This is a genomic window from Martelella endophytica, assembly GCF_000960975.1.
In the GTDB taxonomy this organism is placed as follows: Bacteria; Pseudomonadota; Alphaproteobacteria; order Rhizobiales; family Rhizobiaceae; genus Martelella; species Martelella endophytica.
In genome coordinates this window covers 4,601,587-4,623,690 of the sequence record NZ_CP010803.1, presented here as the reverse complement: position 1 = coordinate 4,623,690, position 22,104 = coordinate 4,601,587, and the positions used below count along the sequence as shown (strand labels likewise).

The 22,104-nt window shown below is 61.4% G+C and carries 21 protein-coding genes and 1 tRNA gene; 18 read left to right on the top strand and 4 right to left on the bottom strand.

Going from position 1 to position 22,104, the window contains the following annotated elements:
- Window positions 1–43: 43 nt before the first annotated feature.
- The 4 genes from glyA (at window position 44) to TM49_RS21550 (ending at window position 4,944) form a co-directional block, all read left to right on the top strand.
- Window positions 44–1,348 (top strand): serine hydroxymethyltransferase, encoded by a 1,305-nt coding sequence (glyA, locus tag TM49_RS21565; RefSeq protein WP_045684261.1) that lies wholly within the window; start codon window positions 44–46, stop codon window positions 1,346–1,348.
- An 8-nt stretch (window positions 1,349–1,356) separates the two neighbouring features.
- Entirely contained in the window at window positions 1,357–1,839 is a 483-nt protein-coding gene (nrdR, locus tag TM49_RS21560) for a transcriptional regulator NrdR (RefSeq protein ID WP_045684259.1), read from the top strand.
- 101 nt (window positions 1,840–1,940) lie between these two features.
- Entirely contained in the window at window positions 1,941–2,408 is a 468-nt protein-coding gene (nusB, locus tag TM49_RS21555) for a transcription antitermination factor NusB (protein WP_045684258.1), read from the top strand.
- Window positions 2,409–2,808: 400 nt separating this feature from the next.
- The gene (locus TM49_RS21550; protein WP_045684256.1) at window positions 2,809–4,944 is read left to right on the top strand and encodes a sodium-translocating pyrophosphatase; all 2,136 of its coding nucleotides are present in this window, start codon (window positions 2,809–2,811) and stop codon (window positions 4,942–4,944) included.
- Between the two features lie 315 nt (window positions 4,945–5,259).
- Here TM49_RS21550 and TM49_RS21545 read toward each other — a convergent pair whose 3' ends face one another.
- On the bottom strand, window positions 5,260–5,781 hold the full coding sequence (locus tag TM49_RS21545; RefSeq protein ID WP_045684254.1) for an outer membrane protein assembly factor BamE: 522 nt from the start codon (window positions 5,779–5,781) through the stop codon (window positions 5,260–5,262).
- Between the two features lie 273 nt (window positions 5,782–6,054).
- Between TM49_RS21545 and TM49_RS21540 the strand changes: the two genes are divergently transcribed.
- The 9 genes from TM49_RS21540 (at window position 6,055) to TM49_RS21500 (ending at window position 15,008) form a co-directional block, all read left to right on the top strand.
- Window positions 6,055–6,609 (top strand): ubiquinol-cytochrome C chaperone family protein, encoded by a 555-nt coding sequence (locus TM49_RS21540; protein WP_045684253.1) that lies wholly within the window; start codon window positions 6,055–6,057, stop codon window positions 6,607–6,609.
- Window positions 6,602–7,168: a YceD family protein gene (locus tag TM49_RS21535; protein WP_045684251.1), complete on the top strand. Its 567-nt coding sequence runs from the start codon at window positions 6,602–6,604 to the stop codon at window positions 7,166–7,168. The genes TM49_RS21540 and TM49_RS21535 overlap by 8 nt, the downstream gene beginning before the upstream one ends.
- A 191-nt stretch (window positions 7,169–7,359) precedes the next feature.
- On the top strand, window positions 7,360–8,406 hold the full coding sequence (gene plsX / locus TM49_RS21530) for a phosphate acyltransferase PlsX (protein WP_045685656.1): 1,047 nt from the start codon (window positions 7,360–7,362) through the stop codon (window positions 8,404–8,406).
- An 86-nt stretch (window positions 8,407–8,492) separates the two neighbouring features.
- A complete protein-coding gene (locus TM49_RS21525; RefSeq protein ID WP_045684249.1) occupies window positions 8,493–9,461 on the top strand; it encodes a beta-ketoacyl-ACP synthase III in 969 nt (322 codons plus the stop codon).
- Between the two features lie 102 nt (window positions 9,462–9,563).
- On the top strand, window positions 9,564–9,908 hold the full coding sequence (locus tag TM49_RS21520; RefSeq protein WP_045684247.1) for an integration host factor subunit alpha: 345 nt from the start codon (window positions 9,564–9,566) through the stop codon (window positions 9,906–9,908).
- A 91-nt stretch (window positions 9,909–9,999) separates the two neighbouring features.
- Window positions 10,000–10,521, top strand: coding sequence for a MerR family transcriptional regulator (locus TM49_RS21515; RefSeq protein WP_045684245.1), 522 nt, complete (start codon window positions 10,000–10,002; stop codon window positions 10,519–10,521).
- A gap of 228 nt (window positions 10,522–10,749) precedes the next feature.
- Window positions 10,750–13,299, top strand: a complete 2,550-nt coding sequence (locus TM49_RS21510) for a plasma-membrane proton-efflux P-type ATPase (protein ID WP_045684242.1) — start codon at window positions 10,750–10,752, stop codon at window positions 13,297–13,299.
- Between the two features lie 44 nt (window positions 13,300–13,343).
- Window positions 13,344–14,177, top strand: coding sequence for a polyphosphate kinase 2 family protein (locus TM49_RS21505; protein WP_045684240.1), 834 nt, complete (start codon window positions 13,344–13,346; stop codon window positions 14,175–14,177).
- 754 nt (window positions 14,178–14,931) lie between these two features.
- Window positions 14,932–15,008: transfer RNA gene (locus TM49_RS21500), tRNA-Pro, on the top strand.
- Between the two features lie 212 nt (window positions 15,009–15,220).
- Here TM49_RS21500 and TM49_RS21495 read toward each other — a convergent pair.
- Window positions 15,221–15,532 carry a hypothetical protein gene (locus tag TM49_RS21495; RefSeq protein ID WP_045684238.1) on the bottom strand — a complete coding sequence of 104 codons (312 nt, stop codon included), beginning with the start codon at window positions 15,530–15,532 and terminating at the stop codon, window positions 15,221–15,223.
- Between the two features lie 562 nt (window positions 15,533–16,094).
- Here TM49_RS21495 and TM49_RS21490 point away from each other — a divergent pair.
- Window positions 16,095–17,543 (top strand): cation:proton antiporter, encoded by a 1,449-nt coding sequence (locus TM49_RS21490; protein ID WP_045684236.1) that lies wholly within the window; start codon window positions 16,095–16,097, stop codon window positions 17,541–17,543.
- A gap of 148 nt (window positions 17,544–17,691) precedes the next feature.
- Entirely contained in the window at window positions 17,692–18,909 is a 1,218-nt protein-coding gene (locus TM49_RS21485) for an MFS transporter (RefSeq protein WP_045684234.1), read from the top strand.
- Window positions 18,910–18,967: 58 nt separating this feature from the next.
- Here the strand turns inward: TM49_RS21485 and rpmG are convergent, their stop codons facing one another.
- Window positions 18,968–19,135, bottom strand: a complete 168-nt coding sequence (gene rpmG / locus TM49_RS21480; protein WP_045684232.1) for a 50S ribosomal protein L33 — start codon at window positions 19,133–19,135, stop codon at window positions 18,968–18,970.
- 344 nt (window positions 19,136–19,479) lie between these two features.
- Here rpmG and TM49_RS21475 point away from each other — a divergent pair, with 344 nt between their 5' ends.
- The 3 genes from TM49_RS21475 to TM49_RS21465 all read left to right on the top strand — a co-directional run bounded on the left by TM49_RS21475 (window position 19,480) and on the right by TM49_RS21465 (window position 21,686).
- Window positions 19,480–20,151, top strand: coding sequence for a spermidine synthase (locus TM49_RS21475; RefSeq protein WP_045684230.1), 672 nt, complete (start codon window positions 19,480–19,482; stop codon window positions 20,149–20,151).
- Window positions 20,152–20,345: 194 nt separating this feature from the next.
- A complete protein-coding gene (locus TM49_RS21470; RefSeq protein ID WP_045684229.1) occupies window positions 20,346–21,254 on the top strand; it encodes a GGDEF domain-containing protein in 909 nt (302 codons plus the stop codon).
- A 108-nt stretch (window positions 21,255–21,362) separates the two neighbouring features.
- The gene (locus TM49_RS21465; protein ID WP_045684228.1) at window positions 21,363–21,686 is read left to right on the top strand and encodes a DMT family transporter; all 324 of its coding nucleotides are present in this window, start codon (window positions 21,363–21,365) and stop codon (window positions 21,684–21,686) included.
- On the opposite strand, the gene TM49_RS21460 is transcribed toward TM49_RS21465, so the two are convergent.
- Window positions 21,683–22,102 (bottom strand): DUF983 domain-containing protein, encoded by a 420-nt coding sequence (locus tag TM49_RS21460; protein WP_045684227.1) that lies wholly within the window; start codon window positions 22,100–22,102, stop codon window positions 21,683–21,685. The two genes, TM49_RS21465 and TM49_RS21460, sit on opposite strands and share 4 nt — an antisense overlap.
- Between the last annotated feature and the right edge of the window lie 2 nt (window positions 22,103–22,104).

Here is a 22,104-nt window from a genome sequence, read left to right as displayed (position 1 = left end):
CCGGCGCTAGAACGCTTCCGCCCGCAACACCGAGGAGCCCCCGATGACCAGCCAGTCAGGATTCACCGAGAATTTCTTCAACCGCACGCTCGCCGATACCGATCCGGAGATTTTCGGCGCGATCGGCAAGGAACTCGGTCGCCAGCGTCACGAGATCGAGCTGATCGCCTCGGAAAACATCGTTTCGCGTGCCGTGCTCGAGGCCCAGGGCTCGATCATGACCAACAAATATGCCGAGGGCTATCCGGGCAAGCGCTATTACGGCGGCTGCCAGTTCGTCGACATTGCCGAGGAACTTGCGATCGAGCGCGCCAAGAAGCTGTTCGGCGTCGAGTTCGCCAACGTGCAGCCGAATTCGGGTTCGCAGATGAACCAGGCGGTGTTTCTGGCGCTCCTGCAGCCGGGCGACACCTTCATGGGCCTCGATCTCAATTCGGGCGGTCACCTGACCCATGGTTCGCCGGTCAACATGTCGGGCAAGTGGTTCAACGTCGTCTCCTACGGCGTTTCCCGCGAAGACAATCTCATCGACATGGATGAGGTGGCGAAGAAGGCCGAGGAGCACAAGCCGAAGCTGATCATCGCCGGTGGTACGGCCTATTCGCGGATCTGGGATTGGAAGCGGTTCCGCGAGATCGCCGATTCCGTTGGCGCCTATCTGATGGTCGACATGGCCCATATCGCCGGTCTCGTTGCCGGCGGCGTTCATCCCTCGCCGTGCCCGCATGCGCATGTGGTGACGACGACGACGCACAAATCGCTGCGCGGCCCGCGCGGCGGCATGGTGCTGACCAATGACGCCGATATCGCCAAGAAGATCAATTCGGCCGTTTTCCCCGGCCTGCAGGGCGGCCCGCTGATGCACATCATCGCCGCCAAGGCGGTCGCGCTCGGCGAAGCGCTGCAGCCGGAATTCAAGGAATACGCCGCGCAGGTCGTCAAGAACGCGCAGGCGCTTGCCGGCTCGCTGATGGAAGGCGGCCTCGACGTCGTCTCCGGCGGGACCGACAACCACTCGATGCTGGTCGACTTGCGTCCGAAGAATGCGACGGGCAAGCGCGCCGAGGCAGCCCTCGGCCGCGCTTACATCACCTGCAACAAGAACGGCATTCCCTTCGATCCGGAAAAGCCATTTGTCACCTCCGGTGTCCGCCTCGGCTCGCCGGCTGGCACGACGCGCGGCTTTGGAGAGACCGAATTCGCCGAGATCGGCAAGCTGATCGTCGAGGTTCTCGATGGTCTGAAGGAAGCCAATTCCGACGAGGGCAATGCCGCCGTCGAAGCGGCCGTGCGCGACAAGGTCGTAGCACTCACCGATCGCTTCCCGATGTATGGCTATATGGGTTAAGGGGCGCGATGCGCTGTCCGTTCTGCAATTCACCTGATACGCAGGTCAAGGATAGCCGGCCGGCGGAGGACAACACGTCCATCCGCCGCCGGCGCGTGTGCCCGGATTGCGGCGGGCGTTTCACGACATTCGAGCGCGTGCAGCTGCGCGAGCTCGTCGTGGTGAAGAAGAGCGGTCGCAAGGTTCCCTTCGACCGTGACAAGCTGATGCGTTCCTTCGAGCTGGCACTGCGCAAGCGCCCGGTTGATCGCGATCGCATCGAGCGTGCCGTCTCCGGCATCGTCCGGCGGCTGGAGAGTTCCGGCGAGAGCGAAATCCAGTCGGAGGAAATCGGTCTCCACGCGCTCGAGGCTCTGAAGAACCTCGATGACGTCGCCTTCGTCCGCTTCGCTTCGGTCTATCGCGATTTCTCCACTACGGAGAATTTCGAGGAGATCATCGCCGAGTTCTCTGCAAAGCTCGCCCGCGATTCGAAGGCCGACGAGCCGTAAATTCAGCAAAACACTTGCCAGCAGGCCGAAGGCGTGATTAAGCCCGTCTCGATGAAGGCCGCTTAGCGGCAACCGCTTCCTTTGGGAATGCGAGGAGTAGCATGACAACCGACAAGACCGCCAATCAGCGAGGCGCAGCCCGTCTCGCCGCCGTTCAGGCGCTTTACCAGATGGACATCGCCGGCACGGCGCTTGCCGATGTGCTCGCCGAATACGAGGTGTATCGTCTCGGCAAGGAAATCGACGGCGAGACCTATTTGAAGGCCGATCCGCACTGGTTCCGCGCCATCGTCACAGGTGTCGTGCGCGACCAGAAGGCGCTGGACCCGATGATCGCGGGTTCGATCTCCGAAGGTTGGACGCTGTCGCGGCTCGACTCGACCCTGCGCGCCATCCTGCGCGCCGGAGTGTTCGAGATCGTCGAGCGCAAGGATGTGCCGACCGCTGTGATCGTCACCGAATACGTCGAGATCGCCGTTGCCTTCTTCGAGGGCGAGGAAGCCAAGCTCGTCCACGCCGTGCTCGACCGTATCGCCCGACGCGAGCGCGGTCAGCCGAACGAGGCCTGAGGCCGAGACGTCGGTTTCCGCGCTTGCAAAGAGCGCAAACCTTGCAGCCACCAATCTCCCCCTCAAGGGGGGAGATTGAATGGCGGTGAAGCTCTTGCCTCCGTCCTCACCAACACTTCCCCAAATCGTTTCGTATTTTCCCGATGCTCTTTGCGCTATCGCAAAGCTTGCTGACTTTTGCCTCTCCTAATGTGCAACCGAAGCTCTTGACGCCTTGGCCAAGCCACCGCACTCTCCGCAAGTCCGTGGGACGTGGAGGATAAAGAGGCGTCTGGCGGTGGAACGCGGCGTATCGGATCGCTTGCAGGGGTTGCGTCCCTGGTCGGTCCGCGGGGGCCGGTTAACAATTCGGCGGATCGCGCGCTTGTCGCCTCCGCCGTAGAGGGAAGGAAAGCGTGAAATGACAATATTGCTTGCCGTGATTGTCTGCGGCCTTTTGTCGATCGTTTATGCGCTGTGGGCGATACGCTCGGTCATGGTTGCCGATCAGGGAACGCCGCGGATGCAGGAAATCGCGGGGTTCATCAGGGAAGGGGCGCAGGCCTATCTGACGCGCCAGTATTCGACGATCGCGATCGTCGGCGTCGTCGTCTTTATTCTGGCCTGGGTGCTCCTGTCGCTGAACGCGGCGATCGGCTTCGTCATCGGCGCCGTGCTTTCCGGAGCGGCGGGCTTCATCGGCATGCATGTCTCCGTGCGCGCCAATGTGCGCACAGCGCAGGCCGCCTCCTACAGCCTTCCGGCCGGTCTCGGCATCGCCTTCAAGTCCGGTGCGATCACCGGGATGCTGGTGGCCGGTCTCGCGCTGCTCGGCGTCTCGGTCTATTATTACTATCTCACCGCTATTCTCGGCCATGCCTCAGATGACCGCGAAGTCATCGATGCGCTGGTGGCGCTCGGCTTTGGCGCCTCGCTGATCTCGGTGTTTGCCCGTCTCGGCGGCGGCATCTTTACCAAGGGTGCGGATGTCGGCGGCGATCTCGTCGGCAAGGTCGAGGCCGGTATTCCGGAGGATGACCCGCGCAACCCGGCCACCATCGCCGACAACGTCGGCGACAACGTCGGCGACTGCGCCGGCATGGCGGCCGACCTTTTCGAGACCTACGCTGTCTCGGTGGTCGCAACCATGGTGCTCGGCGCGATCTTCTTCGGCGGCGCCGCCATCCTGCCGGATGTCATGCTGCTGCCGCTTGCGATCTGCGGCGTCTGCATCCTGACCTCGATCGTCGGCACCTTTTTCGTCAAGCTCGGCGCCAACGGCTCGATCATGGGCGCGCTCTATCGCGGGCTGATCGTGACCGGCCTGCTCTCCATCGTCGGCATCGCGCTTGCGACCTGGGTGACGGTCGGTTTCGGCTCGCTCGGCGAGGTCGCCGGTCGCAACATCACCGGCTTTGCCCTGTTCATCTGCGGTATCGTCGGCCTGATCGTCACGGCGCTGATCGTGGTGATCACCGAATACTATACGGGCACCGGCAAGCGTCCGGTCACCTCGATAGCCCAGGCTTCTGTCTCCGGTCACGGCACCAACGTCATCCAGGGGCTTGCCGTTTCGCTTGAGGCCACCGCGCTTCCGGCGATCGTGATCTGCGGCGGCATCATCGCCACCTATCAGCTCGCCGGCCTGTTCGGTACCGGCATCGCGGTCACCGCCATGCTCGGCCTTGCCGGCATGATCGTGGCGCTCGATGCCTTCGGCCCGGTCACCGACAATGCCGGTGGCATTGCCGAAATGGCGGGCCTGCCGCCGGAAGTCCGCAAATCGACGGATGCGCTCGATGCGGTCGGCAACACCACCAAGGCGGTCACCAAGGGCTATGCCATCGGTTCGGCCGGCCTCGGTGCTCTGGTGCTCTTCGCCGCCTATTCGAACGATCTGACCTTCTTCGCGGCGAACGGCGACAAATATCCGTTCTATGCGAATATGGGCGACATCTCGTTCTCGCTATCGAACCCATACGTGGTCGCCGGCCTGATCTTCGGCGGGCTGATCCCCTATCTCTTTGGCGGTATCGCGATGACGGCGGTCGGGCGCGCGGCAAGTGCTGTCGTTTCCGAAGTCCGGCGCCAGTTCAAGGAAAAGCCCGGCATCATGGCAGGCACCGAACGGCCGGATTACGGCCGTGCCGTCGACATGCTGACCAAGGCCGCGATCCGCGAGATGATCGTGCCGTCGCTGCTGCCGGTGCTGGCGCCGATCGTTGTGTTCTTCGGCGTCTGGGGGCTTTCGGGCTCCAAGGCCTCGGCCTTCGCCGCTCTCGGCGCCTCGCTTCTTGGCGTGATCGTCAACGGCCTGTTCGTCGCGATCTCGATGACATCGGGCGGCGGCGCCTGGGACAACGCCAAGAAGAGCTTCGAGGACGGTTTCGTCGATGCCGATGGCGTGACCCACGAAAAGGGCTCGGACGCACACAAGGCCTCCGTGACCGGCGATACCGTCGGCGATCCTTACAAGGATACTGCCGGCCCGGCCGTCAACCCGGCCATCAAGATCACCAACATCGTGGCGCTGCTGCTGCTCGCGGTCCTGGCCTGATCTTCAAGGCACACACGAAAACGGCGGGCTTTTCGGCCCGCCGTCAGACTACTGACAAAGCCATGAAGGCGTATGTTGATCCGCCGCCGGCCTTCCCACAAGGGTCATGCTCGGACTTGATCCGCGCATCCAGGCGGATTGGCTCACTGAATTTCCGCTGACTTATTGTGATCTCTGGCCGCGCTGCCTGGATCCTCGGATCAAGTCCGAGGATGACGCCGGGTTTGAGGAAGGTTTGTCAACAAACTGACGGCGGGCTTTTGGCCCGCCGCTTGTCGATCTGTCCCTGCGCCGTCTCCGGCAGAGCGCGTCCGATTACGGAACCGCATTCTGCTGGCTGAGCAGCGCGTTCTTGAAGTCGGTGGCGCCGGTGCCCTGCAGGATCTGCTGCAGGAAGGTGATGTCCTTGCCGCCTGTCGGGGTCGTGTCGGAGGCCATGTTGACCAGCTTGCCGTCCTGCAGCGTGTAGTGGCCGAGGCGCTCGACGCGTCCGTCCTTGTTGAAATAGACGGCGAGGATGTCCTGCGAGACGAGGCGCGGCTTCTGGAACGTGAAGCGGCGCTGCTTCTGCTGCGAGATGTAATAGAACACCTCGTTGTCGAAGGTCGCGGTCGCCGAGGGCTGGCCAAGCGAGAGCAGAACCTGCTCGCGGCTGGAACCTTCCTTGACGAGCTGCATCATCTGATCGTCGATGACATAACCCTGGTAAAGCACGTTCGGGCTGCCGATGACATTGCTCGTGGAGCAGCCACTGCCGATGAGGGCCACTGCCACAAGCGCGCCGGCGGCTGCCGGCCGCAACGGCTTGATTTCGAAAATGTTTCGGCGCGTCTTCAAAATTAAGCTCCCTGCCAAGTCCTGTTTCCGGCCCGCGGACTCTCGCCCGGTATGCCCATTGCCGGCTGCCATCAGCTTCCGGTGCCCGCTCCGATTCCCGGTTGCGAGCCGGCCCCGCGCAATTTACCATCGCTCTGCCCGGTAAGGGCGGGGTCATTACCGGAAAACCTCGCAGCTTCGTGTTTTCCAGTGTAACTGGATAAACCAGCTTGTGACGGGATGCAATTGTGCCTGTAAGGTCGTTTCGGGCAGACGTGTATTTAAGAGAGTGGCATGGTTCTTGGGTTTTTCAGCAAGCGGCGCGGCAACCGCCTAGTCGTGGAACGACAATATGGCGTGATCACGACCACGGCGCGGCAGCCCTGCTTCTATACGCATTATCATGTGCCGGACACGGTGATGGGCCGATTCGAGATGCTCTCGGCGGTCATGATCCTGTTCTTGCGGCGCACGGCGAATTCGGGCGCAGGCGGCAAGGGCCTGGCGCAGGAGATCGTCGATGCCTTCTTCATGGACATCGATTATTCGATCCGCGAACTCGGCGTCGGCGACAATTCCGTGCCGAAGCGGATGAAGAAGCTCGCCGGCATGTTCTATGGCCGGCTCGAGCGCTATGCCCGCTGCCTCGAGGACCGCGATCTCGAGCAGTTGTCGATTGCGCTTGCCCAGAATATCCACAGCGTCGACGCCGATCATGCGGAGATGGCCGATCTGGCGCGCTGGATGCTGGAAAATTCCGATCATCTCTCGAGATTGGACGAGATCGTCGTCGAAACCGGCATGGTGAGTTTCCTCGTGCCCGAAAGCATCGAGGTTCGTCGTGCCTGATCTCATACCCTTTGCACGTCCGTTTCCGGTCAGCCGCGTGTCGTCCGTGTCCTTCGACATGCATCTGGAGGCCAACGAGGATGAGCGCCGGGCGCTCGCCGGCTTCTGGGAGGTGGAGAGCGTCGAAAGCCTTGCCGGCGACCTGACGATTTCGCCTTGGCGGCGCGATGGCGTGCGGGTGCGCGGCGAGGTCGCCGCCCATCTGACGCAAGCCTGCGTGGTGACGCTGGAGCCGATCGAGTCGGATATTGTCGAAGCCATCGACGCGACATTCCTGCCCGAAAATTCGAAGCATTTCCGCCGCCAGACCAACGAGGAGGGAGAACTGGTCATCGACCCCGACGGGCCGGACGAGCCGGAGCCCTTCACTGGCGGCGAAATCGATCTCGGTGCGCTTGTGGCAGAAGCCATCGCGCTCTCGATCGATCCCTATCCGCGCAAGGAAGGCGCGGCGCTGCCGGAGACCCCGGCAGAGGCCGAAGAGGAGGAGGAAGAGCGGCCTGCATCGCCCTTTGCGGCGCTGAAGGACTGGAAGGGAGGTTCCGGAAACGAGAGCTGAACGGCCCGATGGTGTTTCGATGCCTCTTGCCGTTTGTGCAAAGATTTGTTTGAAGGGACCCGGTCGGGTCTCTGGCCGAGAGCTGTTGCGCTGAAGAACCTGTATTTTACACGGCCACAGTTGTGTCGTGTCGCAAAAGAGGTATTTTGGCCCGGCTCTGCCAGGTGCTTGTAAACAGGGAACTGTTACGCGTGATAAAGATTTCCATTGATGTCATGGGTGGTGATGTCGGCGCTGAAGTCGCCATCGCCGGTGCGGCGAAGGCGCTCACCCGACACCCTGACATCACCTATCTGCTTTATGGTCATGAGCAGGAGATCGTGCCTATCCTGGCGCGCTTTCCCAAGCTCGCGGCGCGGGCCGAGGTCTTCGATTGCGAAGTCGCCGTCGGAATGGACGAGAAGCCGAGCCAGGCGCTGCGGCGCGGCCGCAATGTCTCGAGCATGTGGCGCGCCATTGAGGCTGTCAGGGAAAAGCAGTCCGATGCCGCTGTCTCAGCGGGTAATACCGGTGCGCTGATGGCGATGGCGGTGTTCTGTCTGAAGACCATGCCGGCCATCGACAGACCGGCGATCGCCGGCATCTGGCCGACCACAAATGGCGAAAGCATCGTGCTCGATATCGGGGCCACGATCGGCGCCGATGCCAAGCAGCTTCTCGATTTCGCGCTGATGGGTGGTGCCATGGCGCGGGCCCTGTTCGAGATCAAGCGCCCGACTGTCGGGCTGCTGAATGTCGGTGTCGAAGAGGTCAAGGGTGTCGAGCAGGTAAAGGAAGCGGGCAAGCTTCTGCGCGAAGCCGATATCGACAATCTGGAATATGCAGGCTTCGTCGAAGGCGACGATCTGGGCAAGGGAACGGTCGATGTCTTCGTTGTCGAGGGCTTCACCGGCAATATCGCGCTGAAGACCGCCGAGGGCACCGCCCGGCAGATCGCCGAATATCTGCGTTCCGCCATGGGGCGGACGTGGATGTCGCGCATCGGCTATCTGTTCGCACGCGGCGCCTTCCGCATGCTGCGCGACAAGCTTGATCCGCGCAAGGTCAATGGTGGCGTGTTCCTCGGGCTCAATGGCATTGTCATCAAAAGCCATGGCGGCACGGATGCCGAAGGCTACGCGGCGGCGATCGACGTCGCCTATGACATGGTCCACAACGGACTGCAGGCCAAGATTCAGCACGATCTGACCGAATATCACGCACGAAACGAATCTCCGATGGGACCGGAGGCGGCCTGATGGCCGTCTTTCTTCGGGTTCACTGGTGACGTGCGACCTGAAATTGTTTATGAGCGGCGCACTGCCAGCCAATAAGGAATAACAAGATGATCCGTTCTGTCGTTTGTGGGGTCGGGTCGGCCTTGCCGAAACGTGTGGTGACCAACGACGAACTGCGTCAGCTTGTCGACACCTCCGACGCCTGGATCCAGCAGCGGACCGGCATCAAGCAGCGTTATATCGCGGGCGAAGGCGAAACCACGGCATCGCTCGGCGAGGCTGCTGCCCGCAACGCGCTCGACAATGCCGGCCTGACGCCGGCCGATATCGATCTCATCATCGTCGCGACGTCGACGCCGGACAATACCTTTCCGGCGACCGCCGTGAACATCCAGAACCGTCTCGGCATGGCGCACGGCTTCGCCTTCGACCTGCAGGCCGTCTGTTCCGGCTTCGTCTATGCCGTGACGACGGCGGACAACTATATCCGCGCCGGACGTGCCAGGCGTGTCCTCGTCATCGGGGCCGAGACATTCTCGCGCATTCTCGACTGGACCGACCGGACAACCTGCGTCCTCTTTGGTGACGGCGCGGGCGCCGTGGTGCTCGAGGGGATCGAGGAGACCATGGCGGAAGGTCGCGGCATCGCCGCCGTCAGCCTGCGCTCGGATGGCAGTCACCGCGAGAAGCTTTATGTCGATGGCGGCGTCTCCTCCACCGGAGAGATCGGCCATGTGCGCATGGAAGGCCGCGAAGTCTTCAAGCATGCCGTCGGGATGATCACCGACGTCATCGAGGCCGTCTTCGACGAGGCGGGCATCGGCGCCGATGGGCTCGACTGGCTGGTCCCGCACCAGGCGAACCGGCGGATCATCGAAGGTTCGGCGAAGAAGCTCGGCATTCCGATGGAGAAAGTCGTTGTTACCGTCGACCGCCATGCCAACACGTCGGCTGCATCCATCCCGCTGGCACTCGCTACGGCTGTGGAAGATGGTCGCATCAAGCGCGGCGATACCGTGATGCTGGAAGCGATGGGTGGCGGCTTTACATGGGGCGCCGTGCTGTTGCGCTGGTAGGGCGAAACGAAACAATTTGCAGGCGAACTCGTGCTTGACCGCGTTAGCGCGGAGCAATAGTGTCTGCAAAACGGGGAATTAGTCAAAAACTGGGGTGTGGCAATGTCAGGCAAAACTGTGACGCGTGCAGACCTCGCCGAGTCGGTGTTCCGCAAGGTGGGGCTGTCTCGGACGGAATCTGCCGAACTGGTCGAAACAGTGATCGACGAGATTTGCGACGCCATCGTCCGCGGCGAGACCGTGAAGCTGTCTTCTTTCGCCACCTTCCAGGTGCGCGACAAGAATGAGCGCATCGGCCGCAACCCGAAAACCGGCGAGGAAGTGCCGATTTCGCCGCGCCGGGTCATGACCTTCAAGGCTTCCAACGTGCTCAAGCAGAAAATTCTGAAGTCGCATGTTTCCCGCAAGGCCCGCGCTGAAAAGGCTGCCTCGCGCACCGCTTCCTGAGCGTTTCTTCTCTTTCATCGACAAGGCTTGTGTTTCGGCGCAGACCGCGCTGAAATAACAACGATTCGTTGCTGTCGAGAGGCCTTTCATCATGGACAAGAGCCCGGAAGCGTTCCGCACCATTTCGGAAGTCGCCGAGGATCTGGATCTGCCCCAGCATGTGCTGCGTTTCTGGGAAACGCGGTTCACGCAGGTCAAGCCGATGAAGCGCGGCGGTGGCCGGCGATACTATCGCCCGGAGGATGTCGAGCTCCTGAAGGGCATCCGCCATCTCCTCTACGATCACGGCTACACGATCAAGGGCGTGCAGAAGCTGCTGCGCAGCAATGGCAACCGCTTCGTTTCCGCTGTCGGTAGCGGCGATGCCGAGCTGATGGAGGCGCTGACGCCAGCGCCCGAGGTGCCGGCGGACAAGGCCGACCAGCCCTCCATGTTCGACGACGATCAGGTCGTCGGCCGGCCGAAAAAGTCGAAGGGCTTCTTCCGGCGCGGCAAGGATGATGACGGCGAGATTTCACCGGCCTCGGGGCTGACGCGCTCCGATGACGCGATGCTGCAGGAGGTTCTCTACGATCTCCTGGAATGCAAGCGTCTGCTGGATCAGGTGCGCTGACGGCGCCGTCGCAACCCCGTCCCGTTCTCTTTACGAAAATCTGCCTGAACCGGCGTTCATTTGCGTTTCGTCAAATGAAATCAGCGTGGATGGGATAATCTCATCCGCGTAAGCGCGGTTTTCCGTCCGGCATATTGCTAAAATTGCCCGATTCTGGTTCGTCTTATAGTAGCAGAAACGGGTAGTGGACCGTTCCGGGTTTGCATTTGGCGATGCTGGAGAAAGCGGATGACGGACAATCAGGATAGCCGGGATCTGGAAACGATCCCTGTTGATGACGTATTGCGGCAGCTTGAGAGCGATCCCGCCAAAGGGCTGAGCACCGCCGAAGCCGAAAGGCGCCTTGCCCAGTATGGGCCCAATGCGCTTCCCGAAAAGAAGACCAGTCTCTGGCGCCAGGTGGTCGGCCATTTCGTCGGGCCCATCGCCTTCATGATCGAGGCTGCGGCTCTCGTGTCGCTGTTTCTCGGTGACCTCGGCGACTTCGCCATCATCTTCGGTCTTTTGCTGTTCAATGCGGGGCTCGAATTCTACCAGGACAGCAAGGCGACCAATGCGCTTGCCGCGCTGAAGAACTCGCTTGCGCCGCAGGCCACCGCGCTGCGTGACGGCAGCTTCCAGGTCGTGGATGCGGCTACCCTCGTGCCGGGCGATATCGTCAAGATCAGGCTCGGCGGCATCGTGCCGGCCGATATCCGGCTGGTGGAGGGCGATTATGCCTCGATCGACCAGGCGGCGCTGACCGGGGAATCGCTGCCCGTAAACAAGAAGATCGGCGACAGCGCCTATTCCGGAAGCGTCGTCAAGCAGGGCGAGATGAACGCCGTGGTGATCGCCACCGGCGCCAACACCTTCTTCGGCCGCACGGCGAAGCTTGTGGCCGGGGCTGGCGCGGTGAGCCAGGCGCAGAAGGCGATGTTCCAGATCGGCAATTTCCTGATTGTCGTTGCCGTCGTGCTGGCGCTGATCATGGTCGCGGTCGAGGTCTATACCGATATTGTCGTTGCCGATAATTGGGGGCTTTCCGATGCGCTCGGCATCCTTCAGTTCGTTCTGGTGCTGCTCGTCGCCTCGATCCCGGTGGCAATGCCGGCGGTGTTTTCGATCACCATGGCGCTCGGCGCGCTGGCGCTTTCCAAGGAGAAGGCGATTGTCTCGCGGCTCTCCTCGATCGACGAGATGGCGGGTGCCGACATTCTGTGCTCGGACAAGACCGGGACGCTGACCAAGAATATCCTGACCCTTGGCGAGCCGATCGCGATCGGCGGCGCGGCGGCGGCCGACATCGTGCTCGCCGGCGCACTTGCCTCACGCGCGGAAGATGGCGATGCCATCGACGGCGCCGTAATCGGCGCGCTGCCCGACGTGAGTGTGCTGAAAGGCTACAGCATCGGAAAGTTTACGCCTTTCGATCCGGTTTCGAAGCGTACCGAAGCCGAGGTGACGGGCCTGGACGGCAAGCGTTTCCTGACGGCCAAGGGCGCGCCGCATGCCATCGTCATGCTCGCCGGTGGCGACAAGGCTGTGGCGGATACGGTGGACGCCCATGTGGCCGAACTCGGCGCCAAGGGCTATCGCGCGCTTGCCGTCGCCCGCTCAGACGATGACGGCAAGAGCTGGACGCTGCTTGGCGTGCTGCCGATGTTCGATCCGCCGCGCGACGATTCCAAAGCGACCATCGAGAATGTCCGCGGCAAGGGCGTGACGGTGAAGATGATCACCGGCGATGACACGGCGATCGCCCGTGAGACTGCCCGTCAGCTTGGCCTTGGAACCAACATCCTGACAGCCGCCGATGTGTTTCCGAAGGATATGGACCCCGACAACGTTCCAGGACCGATCGCCAACCGTATCCTGACAGCCGACGGTTTCGCCCGGGTATTCCCCGAGCACAAGTATGCCATCGTCAAGACCTTCCAGAAGAACGGCCATCTCGTGGCCATGACCGGCGACGGCGTCAATGACGCGCCGGCGCTGAAGCAGGCCGATTGCGGCATCGCCGTTTCCGGCGCCACGGATGCCGCGCGGGGCGCGGCGGCGCTGATTTTGACCGCACCCGGCCTCTCGGTCATCCAGAATGCGATCGACGAGGCACGGCGCATCTTCGGGCGGATCACCAGCTACACCATCTATCGTGTGGCGCTGACCATGGACATCATGTTCCTGGTCGTGCTTTCGACGATCTTCCTCGGCTTCCAGCCGCTGACGCCGATCATGATCGTGCTGATGTCGCTGCTCGACGACATTCCGATCATGACCGTCGCCTATGACAATACCAGCGTTTCCGAACAGCCGATCAAGTGGCGCATGCCGCACCTGTTTTCGGTTTCCGCGGTGCTCGGCTTCTTTTCCATCGTGCAGTCCTTCGGCCTGTTGCTCATCGGCATGGAGGTGCTCTCGGACGCCGCGCGCTGGCCGGGGCTCGGGCTCACCGATCAGGCGCATCTGCAATCGATGATGTTCCTGCAGCTCGTTGCCGGCGGCCACCTGCTGATGCTGGTCTCGCGCAAGGAGAACTGGTTCATGAAGCGGCCCTATCCGGCCCTGCCGCTCGTCATCGCCATCGTGGCGACGCAACTGGTCGCGGTGCTGATGTGCGGTTTCGGCATTCTTGTGCCGCAAATTCCCTGGCTGACCATTGGCCTCGTCTGGATCTATCTGCTTGTCTGGCTGTTTATCATAGGAGGCGTCAGGATCGGCATCGATCATGTTCTCGAAAACCGCAGCGCGCGGCGGGCCATGTCTATTGACGTCGTCAATGCCCGGCTTAACCGTTAGCCGGGTCGGTTGATTTGCAGACGAAACGACGAGGAGTGAGAGACGTGGACTATCGCAAGAAACTGATCGTCACACCCGGAAGTACGGTTAAGCTTTCCGAGTTCGACCCGGACTATCACGGTGATGTGGAGGACAAGGAGGCGGGCAAGGAGGCGCTCGGTTCCGTTCTCGAGGCGATCACGCCGCTGCAGGAAGAGCTCTATGCCGAGAAGAAGCACGCACTGCTGATCGTGCTGCAGGGGATCGATGCTGCCGGCAAGGACGGCGTTTGCTGGCACGTCATCACCGCGATGAACCCGCAGGGCACCTATGTCGCAAGCTTCAAGCAGCCGACGGACGTCGAGCGGGCGCACGACTTTCTCTGGCGCGTGCATCAGCGCACTCCGGCTCTCGGACAGGTCGCGGTGTTCAACCGCTCGCATTACGAGGATGTTCTGGTTGCCCGCGTCCACAACCTCGTGCCGGAGGAGGTGTGGTCGAAGCGCTATCACCAGATCAACAATTTCGAGGAATTCCTGAGCGAAAACGGCGTCTCCATCGTCAAGTTCTTCCTGTGCATCTCCAAGGACGAGCAGCTCGAACGCTTCGAGAAGCGGCTGCAGGACAAGGACCGGCAGTGGAAGATTTCCACCTCCGACTATGCCGAGCGCGATCGCTGGGACGACTACATCGCGGCTTATGAGGCGATGCTTACCAATTGCTCGACCGAGCATGCGCCCTGGTATGTGATCCCGGCCAACCGGAAATGGTTTCGAAACCTGGCAACGGCCAACATCATCCTCGACACGCTCCGCGACATGAAAATCAAGCCGCCACAGCCGACCGTCGATATTGATGACATCTACCGGAAGTACCACCACGCGGTGCGTAACGGTTGACTCGTGCGGTTACAGCCTGACGGTGTGGTGAAAGTTCTCACGCCAGGGAGAGCTCATGTAAATTGTGATACCGATTTTCTTGCAATTGATCAAAAAGCCAGCAAATGCCGAATTTATGTGTTCGCTATTTCTTACTGAACCTTGGGGCCAAGGGGCGTGGCGAGCGACGGCGAAGCGATCTGTGACAAAAATCACATTTTCCTACGCCATTTTTGGTTGAAGTATGATCGGGCATTGATTTTTCATATAAGCTTGATCTAACATTGATAGCGCCACCATTGGCATCATGCCTTGAGCCTAGATGAACCAAAAGTTGTTAATCTGATGCTTTAGTCATAGCTAATTTTATAAATGCCGTGCGCCTCGCGGTGCACCAACAAAAAACCACGGAGAAATGGAAAGAATGCGGTTTTTCCATTGCAAGTACTGTGGTCATCATCTTCGTTTCGGACGTCCGGTTTGTTCGTCCTGCTATATGATGACCCCGCTCTACAATCGTAAGATTTTCTGGGCACTCGCCATTCTGGCGCTGATCGTTCTGATCGCAGCTTTCGTTCTTTCCCTGTTCGTCAGCTGATAGCGTCATCACCGGGTGGGGACGACCAGCGTCGGTCGCAGGCTCTGCGGCGGCGATGGTTTTCGCCGTGCGTATCACTCTGGGCGGAGCCTTCTTTTTGTATCGCACCTGCTCTTTTGCCCTTGCGCGGGCCGGCGCGAAAGTCTAAAGGGGACGGGCCGTTTCGGCGGCATGGGTCGGGGTGTAGCGCAGCCCGGTAGCGCACTTGACTGGGGGTCAAGGGGTCGTGGGTTCGAATCCCGCCACCCCGACCATTTTTACCATTATTTCAGTATGTTGAGTTCAGGCAGGCCTTCCTTGTCGGCTCTGTCATCACGAAAAGCCCGCCATTTCTGGCGGGCTTTTCGTTTCGTCACCCGAGACGGCTCGGGACACCCCATGTGCTAAAGGCAGACGGGTACTGTCCTCAAGCTCAGCAGCTTTGTCAGCGCCGAACGGCGCCTCGTCAGTCCTGGATATCAGCGCCTTACTTGCGGCCGCTGAAAACGCCGCCGCTATGCGTCGTTCGGGCCGGCCACCGCTTCGGGCGCTGGCGAAACAGGCGCTTGCGCGGAACCGATTCGGAGCTGTCCGCGTGGCCGACCAGGAAGCCGATGCCGAAGGCGACGAGGCCGACGAGCGCCAGAGCCGAGCCGCTGCCGGCCGGGTGCTTGCGGGCGGTTCTGGCGAGGGCGTCGATTTCGTCGCGCACCAGCGCGGTTGCCGATGCTGCCGGTTTCGGCTCGCTCAGATGCAGGCGTTCGAGGATGTCGCTGGTCGTGGTCTTGCTGTCAAACATGTTTCACTCCGTGCCGGTTGTTCCGTCCGACCGCCGCAATGCGGGCGGCGATCGGACCAACATCGGCCCTGCAGACATTGCCCGCATCGACCGATGTTAAAGTCAATATGACTTGAGAAACGCGAAACTATGGCAGCCGGTTCCGACAAATGATTCAGTGGACCGGCTGGCACGAAGGCGCTTGCGCGCAAAATCCTGTCAGATGAAAAGCATGATTGCCACGAACACAAACGCGGCGCTGATCAGGATGGTATGCAGGGAACGTGATAAACTCATGTCGTCTCCTCCATTTATGATTAATAATATATGACGATTTTTACAGGCGAAAAAGAAAAATCGTCGCTGCGCTGCGCAACGCGCGCCTGCGTGATGCCCCGATTCCGTTGCTTTTCCACAATTCCGCTTCGTGCGCGGCAGGAATTTATATAAATCTTTCAGTATCTTGCGGAAGCGATAGAAATCATGCATCGCAAGATAAGCGCTGGTTATATTTCTGTCACCGGGCGCCGGCTTGAGGTTTCGCCGTCTCCGACCTTATTCTGCCGTCGAAAGGAAGGTGGCGATGGAGCATGTGGTTCAGGAAACGGTCGCGCAGGCTGGCGCCCATGGCGGCAATCTCATTGCCGTGGCACTGGTGATTGCTGTCGCCGCACTGGCGGGACTTGGCTTTCTGTGGCTCAGGCAGCCACCGCTGGTCGGATTCATCCTCGCCGGCATCCTGCTCGGCCCGACGGGGCTGGGGCTGATCGAAAACAATGAAAGCGTCGCCTTTCTCGGCGAGATGGGCGTCGTCGTGCTGCTGTTCTTCATCGGCATGGAGCTTTCGATCAGGGCCTTCGTCGTCTCTCTCAGGCAGGCGCTGCTGGTGGTCTGCGGGCAGCTCGCCAGCGCGGCATTGCTGGCAGTGCTGATCGGCTTCTTCTTGCAGGCGACGCCACGGGAAATGGTGATCCTCAGCTTCGTCATCGCGCTTTCGTCCACCGTGGTGGCGATGAAGATGCTGGACGAGATGGGCATGCTGCGCGGCGACGCCGGCCGCATCGCCGTCGGCGTCTTGATCGCCCAGGACATTGCCGTGGTGCCGATGCTGATCTTCGTGTCGAGCTTCGGCGGCGCCGGCTTCGACGTCACGGCAACGGCGGTCAAGGTGATCGTCGCCGTCGGCATGATGGCGGGGCTTCTCTGGTATTTCGGCCGCTTCGGCAAGCTGCGCATCCCCTATGCCGAGAAGGTCGAGGATAAGGTGGAGCTTCTGGCGCTCGGCGCGCTCGCCCTTTGCTTTTCCGCTGCCGCAATCTCCGGCGTCGCCGGCATGTCGCCGGCCTATGGCGCCTTCCTCGCCGGCATCTGTGTCGGCAATTCGACGCTGCGCAGCCGCGTCATTCCGGTGGTCGAGCCGATCCAGAGCGTGCTGCTGGTCATCTTCTTCCTCTCCATCGGCCTTCTGATCGATCTTGGCTTCATCTGGAACAACCTTCTTGCTGTTCTGCTCACGGCGGTCGGCGTGATTGCCGCGAAGACGGTGCTGAACGTGATGCTGCTGCGCTGGACCGGATCCTCGCCGCAGACGGCGCTGGTGGCGGGCCTTTCCATGGCGCAGGTGGGCGAGTTTTCCTTCGTGCTTGCCGCTGCCGGTCTTTCAGCCGCAGCGCTTGGCGAGGATCTCTATCGTCTCGTCATCGCCATGACGGCGATCACCCTGCTGGTTTCGCCCGTCTGGGTCTCCGTCATGCGCCGCCTGGAAGTGACGCTGAGCGAGGGGCTGCAGAGCTATCGCAATGCGCTCGCCGTCGCTTATGCGACCGAGCTTCGGGAAGTGGATCGGGGTCGCGTTTTTCTCGGTCGCGGCATTGCCGGCCTGCGCGCTCGTATCGGCGCCTTCAATCACGCCCGGCGCGAACGTCGCCGCAGAAAGGCCGAGGCGAAGGCAGAGAAGGATCAGAACCAGGTTGGCGAAACTGTTCCTGCTAGCAAGGGCGGGGAGGCGGATCCCGATCGCGGATCGCATTGAGGTGGGGTTGGCCTTTTGCAACAGCATACGCTAACCTTCCCGTGATCAGCCCATCGCGATCCGCGCGAGAGGCCCCGGCCTGGCGCGCCGGGAGGAAAGTCCACGCTTTCGGTTCGGCCCGCAGTCACTTCTTTCGGGGGCCCTTTCCATGAACCTTCTGTCATTCCTGCGCGAAAACGCCCGCTGGGTGGGCGGCGCCTTTCTGATGAACTACTTCACCGCCTTTGGTCAGACCTATTTCATCAGCCTTTCTGCCGGCGACATCCGTGCCGAATATGGACTGAGCCCTGGCGATTTCGGCTTCATCTACATGGGCGCGACGTTGCTGAGCGCTCTGACATTGACGCGGCTCGGCCGCATCGTCGATACGCGCAGCGTCGTCCAGGTCGTTTTCATTGTCATGCCGCTTCTGGCGGTCGCCACCCTCATCATGGCGGTCTCGCACCATGTCGCGCTGCTGTTCCTGTCGCTCTACATGCTCAGGCTTTTCGGGCAGGGCATGATGAGCCACACGGCGGTGACGGCGATGGGCCGATGGTTCAATGCCATGCGCGGACGCGCCGTATCGCTGTCCTCGCTCGGCCTGCAGACCGGAGAGGCGACTTTCCCGGTGATCTTTGTTCTCGTGTCCGGACTGATCGGCTGGCGCGGCAGCTGGATCGCGGCGGCGGTGATGATCCTCGCCGTCGGCTTGCCGCTGATCTCGGTGCTGATGCGGGTGGAGCGTGAGCCGCAGAGCGAGGCGCTCGGCCGCAAGACGGCAGCAACACCGCGTGACTGGACGCGCGGCGAGGTGCTGCGCGATCCGTTGTTCTGGGCTGTGTTGTGCGCCTTCCTGGCGCCGCCCTTCATCGGCACGACGATCTTCTTCCATCAGGTTTATCTGGTGGAGCTGCGCGGCTGGACGCTGGAACTGTTTGCGGGCTCGTTTTTCCTGCTGTCGATCGCGAGCCTGGTCTCGATGCTGGTGACCGGCGCGCTGGTCGACCGGTTCTCCTCCGTCGCCGTGCTGCCCTTCCTGCTGGTGCCGATCGCGGCGGCCTGTCTGGTGATGGGCATCTCCGGTGCGGCATGGACACCCTATGTGTTCATGCCCCTCATCGGCCTGTCGATGGGCGCTTCAGGCACGCTGAACGGAGCGTTGTGGCCCGAGCTTTATGGCTCGAGACATCTGGGCAGCATTCGCTCCATCGTCATCGCGCTGATCGTGTTTTCAACGGCGGTCGGTCCGGGGCTGACGGGGGCATTGATCGATATCGGCGTCAGCTATCCGGGGCAGATTGCGGCCATGGGATTGGCCAGCATCGCGCTGGCTTTATTGATGACCGTACTCCGCCCCCGCCTGATTTCACGCATGCAGGCATAACGCAAAACGCGCGGGCGAAGCGCCCGCGCGTTTTCAAGAAACAGTTCTGAAAACCAGATTACTTGATCTTGGCTTCCTTGAACTCGACGTGCTTGCGCGCGATCGGATCATACTTGGTCTTGACCATCTTGTCCGTCATCGTGCGGCTGTTCTTTTTGGTGACGTAGAAAAAGCCGGTATCTGCCGTCGACAGCAGCTTGATCTTGATCGTTGTTGCCTTTGCCATTTTATTCCGCCTTCAAGAGCAATCCGTCTTCTCACTGGAACGACGGAACCGGTACGCCCGGAATTTTTCCTAAAAATCAGGAAGCGCCCGCTCGGGACGCTTCATCTTCCTACCGCGACAGCCTGGCTGACCTCGGCAAAATCTGGCCGGACACTACGAATCCTGAAGCAAAAGTCAAGGAGAAGCATGCCCGAAATCCACGAGATCGGCCTTCAGGGCGTCCATTGGCGGTAAAATTGCCGCGGAAACCGCTCGTCATCGCCCTTTCCCGCGGCCGGGCCCTTGGCGCGCGACGAGAATGGGCTATGTAGCAGGGCGCGGGAAATCCTGAAAGAGAGAGGCCGATGATTCCGTGGATCGAGCTCGACAGAGCCGAAATTCCAGGTGAGACAGCGACGTTGCGCCTCAAGCAACGCGGCGCGGAGTTCTCCATCATGCTTGGCGCCAACGAGCTGATGAACAGCCGCCTTTCCGGCTCGGAGGAGGCGCTTGCGGAGCTCGCCGCAGAAAAGCTTGCAGGCTGCGCAGGCCCCCGCGTGCTGATCGGCGGCCTCGGCATGGGCTTCACGCTCCGGGCAGCGCTCGCCGTGCTGCCTGCCGATGCGCGCATCGTTGTGGCAGAGCTGGTGCCGGCGGTCGTCCGCTGGGCGAAGGGGCCGATGGCGGATGTGTTCCAGGGCGCGCTCGACGACCCTCGCATGGAAATCTCCGTGGGCGATGTCACGCAGCTGATCGCGCAGTCAAAAGCTGGGTTCGACGCCATACTGCTGGATGTCGACAACGGGCCGGACGGTTTGACGCGGGCTGCCAATGATCGGCTTTACGATCTTGCCGGTCTCGCCCGCGCCCGCGAGGCGCTGAGCCCGAAAGGCGTGCTTGCTGTCTGGTCGTCCGGGCCGGATGATCGTTTCACCGCCCGTATGAAGAAAAGCGGTTTCCTCACCGAGGTGAAGACGGTGCGCGCCAATGCCAAACGCCGTGGTGCGCGGCATGTGATCTGGCTCGGATGCCGCTGAGGAACGGAGATTCGGTTCGCAATCCTTGACGATCGTCAATACATTTCCGATAAGCCATAGCGCCGAAAGTAAATTGTCGTTTCTGTCAGCACACGCTTCCCGTTGCAGCCTTTGGCAAACCGTGCGAACAGAAATAAGGGGCTGCCGAGGAAAGTCAGGCAGAAACCGTGACGTCTAGGGTGCGAACTTCGGGCATGGAACGCAAACTGAAAAAGATACTCCGCCTGATGGAGCTTGCCGACACGTTCTTCGCCATTTTCGATGAGCGCGATCAACTGGTCTTTGCCAACCGCCATTACCGCGAGGCATTCTTCATCGGTCCTGACGAGTATCCTGACTGGCCGCAGCTCATGCGCCGCAATTTCCATGCGGGGCGCGGCACGGTGATCTCCAATCCCGATTTCGAACTGTGGCTCAAGGGCACGCTGTCCCGCCGCGGCAAGGTGCCGTTCCGTGCCTTCGAGACCGATGTGCACGATGGCCGCTGGCTGTGGATGACCGAGACGGTGGACGAAGACGGCTGGATGATGTGCCTTGCCAACGACGTTACCGATTTGCGCTCACAGGGACGAAACCTGAGGCAGGAGCGAGACCTGGCGCTGAAGTCGTCGCTGACCGACGATCTGACCGGCATCGCCAACCGCCGCTTCGTCATGGAACGTCTCTCAGATTTGCAGTCGCGCGAAGCCCGCCCGCAGGATCAGCCGGCCGGTTGTTTCGCCATCCTCGACGTCGACAATTTCAAGCAGATCAATGATCGTTTCGGCCATTTCGCCGGCGACCAGCTTCTCATCGGCTTTGCTCAGCAGATATCGGCGATCGTCCGGCGAACGGATTGCTTCGGACGGCTCGGCGGTGAGGAGTTTGGCCTTGTTCTGCCAGGCGCCACGCTCGCCGAAGCGGTTGCGATCATCGAGCACATGCTGAGCCAGATCAGCGGCCTTCGCCCGCTCGTCGATTATCCCGACTTCTGGTATTCGTGCTCGGCCGGCGTCACCCTCGCGGAAAAGGGCGAGCCGCAGTCCGAGCTCTATGCACGCGCCGATGCCGCGCTGTACCGCGCCAAGCGCGAGGGCAAGAACAGGGTCAGCACGCAGGTCTAGAACCGCCTTGACCGGTGCAGCCAGGTTCGGCTAGGAGAGCCGTGCGGGACGACCCGCGCATCTTCTCATTCCGGGACGGCCCGGCCACTTCAAAAGGAGGGCCGCGCCATGGCCTGGTTCTATCTCGCAATCGCCGGTGTTCTCGAAGTCGTCTGGGCCTTCTCGATGAAGAAGTCCGCCGGTTTCACCCTTCTGGTGCCGACGGCGATCACCATCATCGCATCGCTCGCAAGCTTCGTGCTGCTGTCCTTTTCCATGCGCACGCTGCCGCTCGGCACGGCCTATACCGTGTGGACCGGCATCGGTGCTGTCGGCGCCTTCGTCGTCGGCGTGGTCGTGCTCGGCGAAGCGGCAACGCCCGGCCGTTTGATCGCCGGAGCGCTGATCATCGCCGGTATCGTGTTGATGAAGGTTTCGGGAAGCCCAGCCTAAAACTCTGCCGGCTCATCGTCGCCCTTGCCGTCGAACCCGTGCATCTTCAGCGCCCATTGCAGGCCTATGACGGCGCCCTTGACGGGCTGGATGACGAGGAAGGCGACGAGGGTGGTGAGCGGCACCCAGATGGCGAGATGCACCCATGCGGGAACGTCCATCAGCGCTTCGCCGCTCATATAACCGCCGACCATGAAATGGCCGACGATCAGGATGACGAGATAGGCCGGCAGGTCATCGGCGCGGTGGTGGTGGATTTCCGTGCCGCAGACTTCGCAGGCGTCAACGGTCTTCAGGAACTTGCCGAACAGGCGTCCCTTGCCGCAGGCGGGGCAACGGCACTTGAGGCCGTTGACGATCGCCGGCATCAGTTGCCGCCCTTCGCCATAGCGATGGTGTTCTGCTTCCTCCATCATGC